Annotated in this window: 8 protein-coding genes; 3 read left to right on the top strand and 5 right to left on the bottom strand. The window is 74.2% G+C overall.

All coding sequences use genetic code 11. The annotated features are described in order from the left end of the window. Positions 1–123: 123 nt before the first annotated feature. Entirely contained in the window at positions 124–2,454 is a 2,331-nt protein-coding gene (locus ACIBNE_RS03260) for an N-acetylmuramoyl-L-alanine amidase (protein ID WP_399268936.1), read from the top strand. On the opposite strand, the gene ACIBNE_RS03255 is transcribed toward ACIBNE_RS03260, so the two are convergent. Then, entirely contained in the window at positions 2,442–3,503 is a 1,062-nt protein-coding gene (locus tag ACIBNE_RS03255) for a sensor histidine kinase (RefSeq protein WP_399268934.1), read from the bottom strand. The two genes, ACIBNE_RS03260 and ACIBNE_RS03255, sit on opposite strands and share 13 nt — an antisense overlap. 10 nt (positions 3,504–3,513) lie before the next feature. Beyond that, the gene (locus tag ACIBNE_RS03250) at positions 3,514–4,209 is read right to left on the bottom strand and encodes a response regulator transcription factor (RefSeq protein ID WP_399268932.1); all 696 of its coding nucleotides are present in this window, start codon (positions 4,207–4,209) and stop codon (positions 3,514–3,516) included. Between the two features lie 357 nt (positions 4,210–4,566). Here ACIBNE_RS03250 and ACIBNE_RS03245 point away from each other — a divergent pair, with 357 nt between their 5' ends. After that, the gene (locus ACIBNE_RS03245; protein ID WP_399270041.1) at positions 4,567–5,553 is read left to right on the top strand and encodes an endonuclease/exonuclease/phosphatase family protein; all 987 of its coding nucleotides are present in this window, start codon (positions 4,567–4,569) and stop codon (positions 5,551–5,553) included. 99 nt (positions 5,554–5,652) lie between these two features. On the opposite strand, the gene ACIBNE_RS03240 is transcribed toward ACIBNE_RS03245, so the two are convergent. Beyond that, a complete protein-coding gene (locus tag ACIBNE_RS03240) occupies positions 5,653–6,255 on the bottom strand; it encodes a TetR/AcrR family transcriptional regulator (RefSeq protein ID WP_399268930.1) in 603 nt (200 codons plus the stop codon). Positions 6,256–6,357: 102 nt separating this feature from the next. After that, on the bottom strand, positions 6,358–7,335 hold the full coding sequence (locus ACIBNE_RS03235; protein ID WP_399268928.1) for a quinone oxidoreductase family protein: 978 nt from the start codon (positions 7,333–7,335) through the stop codon (positions 6,358–6,360). A 278-nt stretch (positions 7,336–7,613) separates the two neighbouring features. On the opposite strand from ACIBNE_RS03235, the gene ACIBNE_RS03230 reads away from it, so the two are divergent. Then, complete coding sequence (locus tag ACIBNE_RS03230; protein WP_399268926.1) at positions 7,614–8,546, top strand: trypsin-like serine peptidase; 933 nt, start codon at positions 7,614–7,616, stop codon at positions 8,544–8,546. A 69-nt stretch (positions 8,547–8,615) separates the two neighbouring features. On the opposite strand, the gene ACIBNE_RS03225 is transcribed toward ACIBNE_RS03230, so the two are convergent. Further along, positions 8,616–12,449 (bottom strand): helix-turn-helix domain-containing protein, encoded by a 3,834-nt coding sequence (locus ACIBNE_RS03225; RefSeq protein WP_399268924.1) that lies wholly within the window; start codon positions 12,447–12,449, stop codon positions 8,616–8,618. Between the last annotated feature and the right edge of the window lie 31 nt (positions 12,450–12,480).

The raw sequence follows: 12,480 nt of genomic DNA, 5'->3' as shown, positions 1-12,480 counted from the left end.
GGGCGCAACCAAGCCCGGCGGCGTCCCCCGGTCCGTCGGCGGGCCGCTGCGCCGGGCCTGTACCTTCTTCCTCGCATGTCACCTGTTGGCACATGTGTCGACGTTCCGTGTGTCCGGATTTCGATGGTTCAAAGGGGTGAGGGCTGCGTGAAGCGGCGTCGCATATGGGGAACGGCCGCCACCGCGGTCGCGGCTCTGGCCGGAGTGCTGGTGTTCCAGGGCGTGACGGACAGCGGCGACACCCCTGCCGGGACGGACGGCGCGGCGGGGCCGGTCAGCACCCGGGAACGCACCGCGCCGCTGGGAACGAGCGCCGACGGGCGCAGCGCGTCGCTCGCGCGGAGGGGGACCGAGCCGTTCAGCATGCTGGGCGTGACCTGGACGGACCCCGGTGCACGCGTCAGCGGCACGGTCGAGGTCCGCACCAGGGCCGCGGGCTCGGGAGAGTGGTCCGGCTGGCTGCCGCTTGAGGGCGACAGCGGGCAGGGCGAGAGCGGAGCCGCCCGCGGCGGGACCGAGCCCGCGTGGGTGGGGCCGTCCGACGGCGTCGAGGCCCGGGTGACCTCGGGCGGCAAGGCGTCGGCCGGGCTTCCCGCCGGGCTGCGCCTGGACATGGTCGACCCCGGCAAGGGCACCGTCAGGGGCATGGCGCCCGCGGCCTTCGCCGTCGACGGGGCCGAGGAGCCCGCTCCTTCGGCCACCGAGCCCGCCGAGCCCACCGACCCCGCACCGGACGCGACCGCGTCGCCGGAACCCTCCCGGAGCGCCGAGCCGTCCGACGGACCGACCGCGAGCCAGTCGCCGTCCGGGCCGCCGCTGCCGACGCCGACGCCCGCACCGACCTCGGCGCCCTCCTCGTCCGGTTCTCCTTCCGCGACCGCGAGCCCGTCGCCGTCCGCGACGGCCACCCTGCCCCCGGCTCCGCCGTCGACGGCGCCGCGTCCGCCGATCACCTCGCGGGCCGACTGGAGCGCGGACGAGTCGATCAGCCCGGAGGCCCCCGGCTACCTGTCCGGCGGGAAGGTCAAGGCGGTCGTCGTGCACCACACGGCCGAGTCCAACGCCTACACGTGCGCCGACGCCCCGAAGGTGGTCCGCGGGATCTACGCGTACCACGTCAAGCAGCTGGGCTGGAAGGACATCGGCTACAACTTCCTGGTGGACAAGTGCGGCACGGTGTACGAGGGCCGCAAGGGCGGTGTCGACCGGCCCGTCCAGGGCGCGCACGCCTACGGCTTCAACGCCGAGACCACCGGCGTCTCGGTGCTGGGCACCTACACCGACGCGGCCCCTTCGCAGGCGGCGATGACCTCGGTCGCCCGGATCGCCGCGTGGAAGCTGGGCCAGTACGGAGTCGACCCGGCCGGCACGACCACGCTGACCGCGGGTGACAAGGGGACCAACTACTTCGGGAAGTCCTGGGCCAAGGGCGCCCAGCTGTCGTTCCCCGTCATCCACGGCCACCGGGACGGCTACAACACCCAGTGCCCCGGCAACGCCTTCCACCAGCAGCTGGCCGCCCTCCGCACCATGGCCGCCGGGTCCGTCACCGGGCTGGCCGTCAAGTCGATCGCGGGCGCGAGCCCGTCCGGCACGACGTACTACACCAAGGCCGCCATCACCGTGAACTGGGCTGCCGCCACTCCGAGTTCACTGATCAAGCAGTACGAACTGCTCGTCGGCGGAAAGCCGGTGGCCACCGTCGCGGGCACCGCGACCTCGGCCAGGGCCACCCTCGCGCTCGGCACCCACGCCGTGGCCGTACGGGCCACGCACATCTCCGGCAAGCAGACCACCAGCGCGGCGGCGACCGTGGTCGCGGAGACCACCGCGCCCGCCTTCACCGCCAAGCCCGCCCTGGCCCTGCGCACCGGGACCGTGAACACCACCGCCGTCCCGGTCACCTTGAGCTGGAAGGCCACCGACCGGGCAGCGCTGAAGGAAGTGCGCCTGACCGCGCCGGTCGCCAAGACCTACGGGCCCACCCTCACCAGCGCCGCCCACACCGCCCGGTCCGGGGCGGCGACGGCGTGGCAGCTGACCGCCCACGACCACGCGGGCAACACCGCGGCCGCGACGGTGTCGGCCACTCCGCTGATCCTCCAGGAGACCGCGGCCGCCAGGACCGGCACGTGGACGGCCAAGTCGTCCGCCGCCTACCTCGGCGGCAAGTCCTTCACCAGCTCGGCGAAGAACGCCTCCCTGACGTGGACGTTCACCGGTCGCTCCGCGGCCTGGGTCGTGTCCCGGGCCGCCACCTCCGGTCAGGCGCACGTCTACGTCGACGGCGTGAAGGCCGCGACGGTCGACTTGAAGTCGTCCGCCACCAAGTACCGCGACGCGATCTGGACCAAGACCTGGGCCACCAGCGCCAAGCACACCGTGAAGATCGTCGTGGTCGGCACCAGCGGCCGTCCCGCCGTCACCACCGACGGTCTCGTCTACCTCAAGTAGGGGAGCTCCACTCTGATGTGGAGGCCCCCCGCGGGGCGGGGGGCGAGGGTGAGGGCACCGTCGTGGGCCCGGGTGATGGTGTCGACGATCACCAGGCCGAGGCCGACGCCCGCGTGGTCGGCGTGGACGCGTTCCGTGCCCCGGCGGAACGGTTCGGTGAGCGTGGCGACCAGTTGGGGCGTGAGGTGCTCGCCGGTGTTCTCGACCGTGAGCACCGCGCTGTGGGGGCGCGCTTCGGTGCGGACCCGTACGGTGCCCTGTTCGGGCAGGTTGTGGACGATCGCGTTGTGCACGAGGTTCATGGCCAGTTGCAGCAGGAGCGTCGGGGATCCGGTGGTCGCCGCGATGCCGCCGTCGGTCTCCAGGGTCACGCCGTGTTTCTCCGCGAGCGGGAGCAGGGTCTCGGTGGCCTCTTCCGCCAGGAGGGACAGGTCGACGGGCTCGCGGCTGAAGGAGCGCTGATCGGCGCGGCTGAGCAGGAGCAGTGCCTCGGTGAGGTCGATGGCCCGGGTGTTGACGGTGTGGAGGCGGTCGATGAGCCGGCCCGTGTCGTGGTGCGGATCGGTGCGGGCCACGTCGAGCAGCGCCATCGAGATCGCCAGCGGGGTGCGCAGTTCGTGCGAGGCGTTGGCGGCGAACCTCCGCTGCTGCGCGACGTGCGCTTCGAGCCGGGCGAGCATCGCGTCGAAGGCGTCGGCGAGTTCGCGGAACTCGTCCCCCCGGCCCGGCAGGCGGATCCGGTGGGAGAGCGATCCGTGCGTGGCCGCGCGGGTGGCGTGGGTGATGCGGGTCAGCGGGGCGAGCATGCGGCCCGCGAGGAACCATCCGCCCACGAGGCCGAAGATCAGCAGGAACACCACCACGGTGGCCGCCGCGGGGGCGAAGGTGCCCAGGAGGAGCTGGCGGTTGGGGTTCTGGTGGAGCAGCCTGCGGTCCCAGTCGTCGGGGACGTACTCCAGGAGGAACAGCCACACGGCGGCGAGCAGCAAGGCACCGGAGAGCATGACTAACCCGGCGTAGCTGACGGTGAGTTTGAGGCGGACGCTCATGCCGGGCCGCCTAGCCATCCCGGCCCTCGCCGTGACCGCCCGGGGGCGGTGTGTCGATGCGGTAGCCGACGCCCGGCGCGGTGGCGATGATCCACGGTTCGCCGAGCCGTTTGCGCAGGGCCGAGACGGTGATGCGGACGGCGTTGGTGAACGGGTCGGCGTTCTCGTCCCACGCGCGCTCCAGGAGTTGTTCCGCGCTGACGACACCGCCGTCGGCGGCGACGAGGACTTCGAGCACGGCGAACTGCTTCCTGGTCAGCGCGACGTAGCGGCCGTCCCGGTACACCTCGCGGCGGAACGGGTCGAGCCGCAGCCCCGCGATCTCACGCACGGGCGGCCTGTTGTGGGCGCGTCTGCGGTCCAGCGCCCTGAGCCTGAGGACGAGTTCCTGGAGTTCGAAGGGCTTGGTGAGGTAGTCGTCGGCGCCGAGCCCGAACCCGGACACCTTGTCGTCCAGGCGGTCGGCCGCGGTGAGCATGAGGATCGGCATGCCGCTGCCGGAGGCGACGATGTGCGCGGCGATCTCGTCGCCGGACGGTCCCGGGACGTCGCGGTCCAGGACGGCGATGTCGTAGGCGTTGACGCCCAGCATTTCCAGGGCGGTGCCGCCGTCGCCCGCTATGTCGGCGGCGATCGCTTCCAGACGTAGTCCGTCGCGGATGGCCTCCGCCATAAAGGGTTCGTCCTCGACGATCAGCACGCGCATGTCCCCGATGCTACGAGTCGGCGCATATCGTCGGCGTATCGAAATTCCCATACGGGTCGGCAACACCGCGCGGCGTTGGCTGGCGGTATGAATCGAACTCCCCTGTCGGCGCGCACAGCGACGGACACGAGGACGCGGCAGGCCCTGCGGGAGGCCCCGGACGTCGCTCGAAACACCGGCCTGGACACCGGGCCGGACCCGGGCACGGGCACGGACCCGGGCGCGGACCTCGGCGCAGGGCCGGGCCTCGGCGCGGGCCCGGACCCGGGCGCGGGCACGGGCACGGGCGCGGGCACGGGCACGGGCACGGGCGCGGGGCCGGGCACGGGCGCGGGGCCGGGCACCGGCTCTGACGGCCTGCCCGCGGGCGGTCGCGGGCCGGGGCCCTGGAGGCGCGGCGCGGTGCTCGCGGTGCTGGCCCTGCTGCTCGGCCTGCTCCTGCTGCTGCACGCGCGGATCACGGACCGAGGTGGCGTCGGCAGCCTCGTGGAGACCTTCCTGCCGTGGTTCGGCCTGTTCGTCCCGGTGCTGCTGGCCGGGGCGCTGTGGCGCCGCTCCGCATCCGCCGCGGTCGCGCTGCTGCTGCCGGTCGCGATCTGGCTGAGCCTCTTCGGCGGGCTGCTCGTCGACAAGTCCCGCTCGGGCGGCGACCTCACCGTGGTCAGCCACAACGTCGGCGCCGACAACCACGACCCCGTCGGCACCGCCCGCGACCTGGTGGCCTCCGGTGCGGACGTGCTGGCCCTCCAGGAGATCACCCCGCAGGCGAAGCCGCTGTACGGGAAGGAGTTGGCGCGGGCGTACCCGTACCGCGTGGTGCTGGGCACGGTCGGGCTGTGGAGCAGGCTGCCCCTGTCCGACACCCGGCCGGTCGACATCGCGCAGGACGTCGGGCCGTTGGGGGACGCCAAGCCGGCCGGAGTGAAGCTGGCCGGCAGCCGGGCGCTGCGCGCCACGGTGGCCACGGACCAGGGGCCGCTGGCGGTGTACGTGGCCCACCTGGGGTCCGTACGGGTGTTCCCCGGGAACGGCTTCTGGACGGACAGCAGGGACAGGAACGCGCGGGCGCTCGCCGTGGCCGTCGCCGCCGAGCCGAACGAACGGGTGGTGCTGCTCGGCGATCTGAACGGCACGACGGACGACCGTGCGTTCGCCGGGATCACCTCGCGGCTGCGTTCCGCCCAGGAGGAGGCCGGCGACGGCTTCGGCTTCAGCTGGCCCGCACGGTTCCCGGTGGCGCGGATCGACCAGGTGCTGGTGCGGGGCGTGGAGCCGGAGAGCTCGTGGGTGCTGCCCGCCACGGGCAGCGATCACCGGCCGGTGGCGGCCGGGATCAGCTGGTGAGGCGGGGGCGCCGGGCCGCGCGTCCAGCGGGCGTCCCGGCCGGGGCGCCCGGGTCGGGGTGCCCCGGTCCGGGCGTCCCGGTCGGGGTGTCCCGGTCCCTCAACGGTCGCGTTCGGCGGAGGCCCTGAGGTGCGCGATGCCCAGGTCGACCGCGGCCTCCAGATGGGCGGTGCCGCCCGTGGTCATGAGGATCAGCACGCCGCCCTGGATCCCGGCCAGCAGGGCCGCCGCCTCCCGGTCGGCGTCCAGCCCGGGGGCGATCTGGCCGCTGCCCTGCATGTGGCGGATTCCGGCGGCGAGTTGCCGCTGCCACCGGCCGACCAGTTCACCGGCCACGGTCCGGGAGGCGTCGGTGGCGCCGCCCAGGTGGGCGAGGGCCGCGTGGAGGGGGCAGTCGCTGCCCTGCGCGCGGTAGCGGGCGACGACCTTGTCGCGCCACCGTTGCCAGGCCTCCCAGGAGGTGAGGGCCCCCAGCTCCGGCTGCTGTTCTTCGATCACCAGGGACGCCTCGTGCCGTGCCACGGCGAGGAGCAGTTCGTCCTTCCCTTCGGGAAAGTAGTGGAAGAGTTGGCTCTTGCTGGTTCTCGTGCGGGCCATGACGTCCTCCAACCGCACCGCGAACACGCCCTGTTCGCGGATCTGGTCGGCGGCGCCCTCGATGATGCGCTGCCTGGTCGCGACGCCCTTGCGGGTCAATGCCATGGGTCCTCCTCGTACGAGCCGCTGTGCACCGCTGCCGACCGCCGCGTTCCGGTCGGCCGACGCGCCCGGCCGGGCGCGCCCCTGTCAGGCCCGTCCCGGTCGTCAGGCGCGCCCCTGTCCAGGGAGCAGCAGCAGTTTGCCGGTGGTGCGCCGCGACTCCAGGTCCGCATGGGCGCGGGCCGCCTCCGCGAGCGGGTAGCGGCCGGTGACGCGCGGGGCGAGCCGTCCCGCCAGGATCATGTCGAACACCTCACCGGTGCGCCGCAGCAGGGCTTCGCGGGTGGGGACGTGGTGGTGCACCACCGGGTAGGTCAGCAGGATGCTGTTGGGCAGGTCGGTGGGGCGCAGCGTCGGGACGCCCATGAAGGGGCCGTAGTAGGCGTGCACGCCGTGCGGGCGCAGGGCCAGTTGGGAGGAGCGGAACGTCCCGGAGCCGCCTCCGTCGTACACGACGTCGGCGCCCCGCCCTTCGGTGAGTTCCCTGATCCGGTCCTCGAAGCCGCCGCCCGAGTGGACCAGTACGTGGTCGGCGCCCGCCTCCTTCGCGACGGCCGCCTTCTCCTCGCGGGAGACCAGTGCGACCACCCGGCCGCCGCGCGCCTTGACCATCTGGGTGAGCAACCGGCCCACGCCGCCCGCGGCGGCGTGCACCACGGCGGTGTCGTCCGGCCCGACCGGGTAGGTCTCGGTACTCAGGTGACTCGCGGTGAGGCCCTGCATCATCACGGCTGCGGCGGTCTCGTCGTCGATGCCGTCGGGCACCTTCACGAGCGAGTCGGCGGGTACGGCCAGCAGTTCGGCGTAGCTGCCCGGGTGGTAGAACCAGGCCACCCTGTCGCCGACGGTCAGGTCCTCCACCCCTTCGCCCACGGCGACGACGCGGCCCGCTCCTTCGACGCCGAGGACCGCGGGCGCGGCCCAGCCGGGGCCGCCCTCGGCGCGGGCGCCGACGTCCATGTAGTTCACTCCTGCGGCGACGAGCCCCACCAGCACCTCTCCCGGGGCCGGTGAGGGGTCGGGCAGTTCGGTCCAGCGCATGACCTCGGGACCGCCGTGTTGCTCGATTCGGATCGCGTGCACGGGTGCCTCATCTCTGCTGTTGCGCGCGTACGGACGCGTTCTGTTCCGCACGTACGGGCTGCCGTACGGCTGGGCGTACGGTCGGGTGTGGTCGGGAACGGCAGCACCGTAGGTCGGCGAAAATGGACCAGCAAGTCCAGAACCGTTCCTGGACAGGGGCGTTGAGGACGCCGTCGTGTCACAGAACGTCGACAGCGCCAACCGAACGGACGCGCGGACCTCTCTGGTAGAGCGGCCCGACACCGCGGCCGTACGCGCCCACCGAGGAGACACCCGCCATGCCAGAGAAGACTCCCGTGAGGAAGCCGTCCGACTCCGCGCCCCTGCGTCCGCGCGGCCGGACCGCGGGGCTCGTCGCGGCGGGAACGGCCCTCTCGCTCGCCGTGCCCGTGGCGGCCTACGCCGCGGCCGCACCGGCCGCACCGGCGGACCCGGCCTCCGCCCTGACCTACACCCCCGCCGAACGCGCGGACGCCCTCGCCTACTGGACGCCCGCCCGCATCAAGTCGGTCGGGAGGTCCGTCGACCTCGGCCCGACGGGTCCCAGGGCCCACCCGTGGCGGGGCAGCGCCCTCAAGACGGTGGGGCGCCTCTTCTTCGTCAACTCCCGGGGCGCCGACACCTGGTGCACGGCCACCGCCGTGACGGGCTCCAACCGTTCCGCGGTGATGACCGCGGCGCACTGCGTGCGCCGCGGCTCCTCTCCGTACAACACCAACAGCACGATGGTGTTCGTGCCCGGCTACAGCAAGGGCGTCCAGCCGTACGGGGCGTTCGCGGTGCGCACGGCGGTGACTCCGCGCAGTTGGGAGACCGACTCCGTCAACGACATGGCCGCGCTGGCCGTCGACGCGCGCGTGGACGGGCGCAGGCTCACCGACGTCGTGGGCGGCCAGGCCGTCGCCTTCGGCCGTCCCGTCGGCGGCTCCGTCTCCTCCTTCGGCTACTCGGCCACCCGTCCGCAGCTCGGCGAGGAGTTGCTGCGCTGCGTCGGCACGGCGAAGGCGAAGGACGGGGCGCAGGCCGTCCCCTGCGACATGACCGGCGGCGCCAGCGGCGGCCCGTGGTTCGCCGACTTCGACGTCCGGACCGGCAGGGGCGTCCTGATCTCGGTGAACAGCGCGCTGGACGCCCTCACGCCCACCGAGATGCAGGGCGAGGTGTGGGGCGCCACGGCACGGCAGGTGTACGAGCGGGCCCAGCGCGCCTGAGCGCACAGCGCCGCGCCCGACCTGGACGCGCGCGGTTCAACACGCCCTCCGGTCCTGGACGCGCGCGGTTCAGCACATCCTCCGGTACGGAACGTCCGGCAGGTACTCGCGCCACTCGTCCCGCGTCAGCCCGCCTCCCGCGCGCCCGCACACCGCCGCCGTCAGGCGGTCCGGGTCCACGGAGACGGAGCGGATGCCGCTGTGTTCGCCCGCGCTGCGCACGGTGCGGCCGTCGGGGCTGAAGGAGACCGCGACGATGCCGTCGCCCGGGGTCGGCAGGGGGGAGCCCAGGGGCTGGCCCGTCGGCACGTCCCAGAGCTGGAGCGTGCCGCCGTCGCCCGCGACGGCCAGGGTGGCGCCGTCGGGCGAGAAGGCCAGTGCGGTGACGGCCTCGACGGTGCCCCTGCGGGCGGCGTTCTGGGTTCCCACGAGGGAGCCGCGCCTGCGGGTGACGTCGCCGTCCCAGAGGGCCACTCCGCCCGCGCTGTCGCCGACCGCCAGGCGCGTTCCGTCCGGGCTGAAGGCGAGCACTCCCGCCGCGTCCAGGTTGAGCCTGCGCGGTCCGCCGCGGCCCGCGGGCAGGGCGAAGCCGTACCTGGGGGTGACGAGCAGCCGCCCGTTGGGGCGCACTTGGGGCGCGCTGATGCGCTGGGCGACCGAGAGGGACGCCTCGAACACCGTGAAGTGGCCGCGGGACTGGTCGGCGGGGCGGGTCCGCCTCCCGCTGGCCACGTCCCAGGTGTCGACGGTGTCCATGCCGAAGCGGGTGACGAGCAGGGAGCGGCCGTCCCCGGTGAAGGCGAGCCCGGTCATGGGCAGCCGCGCCGCGTAGGGCGGGCGGGGGTCGCTCGGCACGGGGGCGGGTCTGTCGGCCGGTACGTCCCACAGGGTCAGGCGCCGGTACGCGGCCCGCTCGTCGTCGCCCGACACGCTGGTCCTGCCGTGGGCGAGGGTGCGGCCGTCGGGGCTGAGCGCGAGCAGGGTGCGGCACTCCTCGTCGGTCCGGGGCGGGCTGCCCTCCGAGCAGGTGACGTCCGGGGTGCGGGCCGTGCGGCGGCCGTCGGGGACGCGGTACGCCTCGGCGTACGAGGTGTTCCCCCGGTGGCGGCCGACCGCGAGCGTCCGGCCGTCCTTGCTGAACGCGCCCCGCAGAGCGGGGTCGCGGTTCCAGTCGGCGGACATCGCGGAGCCGTAGGAGACCGAGCGCACGACGGTGTCCAGGCTGTGGCGCGCCGTCACGTAGCGGATCACCCCCGCGTCCTGGTCGATCCTGAGCTGGGTGGCGACCTCGTTGGCCAGCGGAAAGCGGAAGACCGGCTCCTGGGGCGAGGAGAGCCGCCAGAGCAGGATCTCGCGGCTGTCGGAGGCGACGACGAACCTTCCGTCGGCGCTCGTCGTCGCGTCGGTCAGGCCCGCGTGGCGGATCGCGGTGCGTTCCCGTCCGGTGGCCGGGTCGTGGAAGCGCAGCCCCGTCCCGTCCCGGACCATGAGGGACCCGCCGTCCCTGGTGAACGCGGCGGACGGGGCGGCGCAGGCCTCGGGCGGCAGCGTGGAGACCAGGCGGCGGCGCGCGACGTCCCAGACTTCGAGGGGGGCGTCCTGCCGTCGCCCGCTCCTCTTCGCGCCGTCCTTCGTCCCTTCGGCGCACAGCGCAAGGAGGCGGCCGTCGGGGCTCATGGACCAGGTCGGGCTGTATCCGGTGGGCCGTTCGAGCAGGAGCCGGTCGCTGCGCGCGTCCCTGACCGCGAGGCTGCCGCGCATCTCCTCGTCGAGGCGCATCTCCACGGCTGCGCGGCCGTCCGCGGCGTATCCGTAGACCGTGCCCCGCACGGGCCGGGGCGGACCGGCCGGCCGGCCCGTCGCCAGGTTCCAGGCGCGGACGGCGGGCCGCGACCCGTCGCGCCGTTCGTTCAGGGACTCCAGGGCGACCGTGCGCCCGCCGGGGGCGATCGCGGTCACCCAGGTGTTCATCGGGAGCGGGACGGGCGGCCCGACCGCCTTGTGCGTGGCCACGTCCCAGGCCCGTACGCCCGACTCGGTGCTGGTGACGACCGTGCGGCCGTCCAGGCTGAGGTGGACGGGCGCCAGGTCTGAGACCGACGTCGGGTCGCGGCCGTCGGGCACGTCGTACGTGTCCTGTTCGGGCTGGGCGAACGCGCCGAGCAGCGCCGAGCGGGTCTCCGTCGTGCGGGTGAGGGCCCATGCGGCGAGGCTCAGCCGCATCGACAGGGCCGGGTCGGTCGCGCGCGTGCCCTGGGCGAGCGAGGCCATGCGCCGGGCCGCGGTCTCCTCGCGCTGCTGCCGGTTCTCCTCGCGCTGCTGGCGGGTGGTGCGGCCCTGCTCCCAGGCGGCAGCGGCGGCCACCGTGGCGAGGACGACGAGCAGGGCCACCGCGGAGGTGACCGCGCGGCGGGTCCAGCGGGAGCGGGTGCGGGCCGCCGTACTGGCCCGTAGGAACTCCCGCTCGTGCGAGGTCAGCTCCCGCTGGTCCCGGGAGCCGCCGAAGGTCGTCTCGGCCTCGGCCAGTTCGCCGCCGCGCAACAGTGCCCCGCTGTCGCGGTGCCTGGCCCGCCAGTGGTGGGCCGCCTGGGTCAGGCGGCGTCTGCGGCGCAGCCGTTCGCGGCCCTCGTCGATCCAGCCGCGCAGTCTCGGCCACGCGGTGATCAGTGCCTCGTGGGTGAGGTCCACGGTGTCCCGGTCCAGGGTGACGAGCCGGGCGCGGGCCAGCCGGTCCAGGACCGTGTCCGCGTCCGCCGCTCCCGCGTGGAGCACCTCGGCGCGGTCGGCGGGACGGCGGGTGTCGGGGGCGCCGTCGCCCGGGGTGATCAGGGTCAGCAGGATGCGGCGGGCCGCGTCGGCCTGGCCTGGCGTGAGGTCCGCGTACAGTTCCTCGGCGGTCTGGGCGATCGCGCCGTGCAGTCCGCTCGCCGCGTGGTAGCCCTCCAGGGTCAGGGTGCGGCTCCTGCGGCGGCGCCAGGTCTCCAGGAGTGCGTGGGAGAGCAGGGGCAGGCTGCCGGGCTCGTTGGCCACCTCCTCCACCAGGCGGGCGGTCAGGGCCCGTTCGACGAGGAGCCCGGAGGCCGCGGCGGGTTTCACGATCGCCTCGCGCAGCTCGGCGGCGGTCAGCGGGCCCACGGGCAGGGCGGATTCCTTGACGGCCGCGGCCAGCTCGGGGTGGGCGAGGCAGTGGGCGTAGAAGTCGGCGCGGACGCCGAGCACCACCCGCAGCCCGCTGTCGGCGCGGCGGGCGGCCAGCAGGGCGGCGAGGAACTCTTCTCGTTCTTCGGCGTCGGAGCAGAGGGTGAAGAGTTCTTCGAACTGGTCCACGATCAGCCAGGTGTCGCCCTCCCCCTCCGCCGGGACGAACAGTTCCCCGCGGGAGCGCAGCGGCTTTCGGCCCGGGGTGAGGATCCGCAGGGCGGCGGGGCGGGGCAGCGGGGACGGCGTGCGGCGCAGCCGGGGTATGAGACCGGCCCGCAGGAGGGAGGACTTGCCGCTCCCCGAGGGTCCGAAGACGGCGGTGAAGCGGTGGGCCGCGACCAGTTCGGTCAGTTCGTCGGTGAGCTGGCCGCGTCCGAAGAAGAGCGCTTCGTCCTCCGGTTCGAAGCGGGCGAGGCCGCGGTAGGGCGGGCCGCCGGTGGCACAGGTCCCGGAGGCGGGGGTGGGGACGGGGGCGGCGAGGTGCGCCGCGTCGGCCTCGTGCCAGCGCTCCTCCCACTCCCCCGGGTCGCCCCCGCAGGCGGCGACGTACGCCAGCAGGACGGGCAGGGTCGGCAGTTTCGTGCCCGCGGCGGCCTGGGAGAGCGCGGTGACGGAGTATCCGGCGCGCCCGGCCATCTCCCGGTACGAGATCCCCCCGGCCTCCCGGCGCAGCGCGCGCAGTTCGTGGGCGAGGCGGGGCACGGGACCCGCTTCCGGAACGAGTTCCTTCTCC

This window comes from Streptomyces sp. NPDC050504 (assembly GCF_044458065.1).
Taxonomy (GTDB): domain Bacteria; phylum Actinomycetota; class Actinomycetes; order Streptomycetales; family Streptomycetaceae; genus Streptomyces.
The sequence above is the reverse complement of the archived record's forward strand: the minus strand, read 5'-3'. Positions and strand labels throughout refer to the sequence as shown.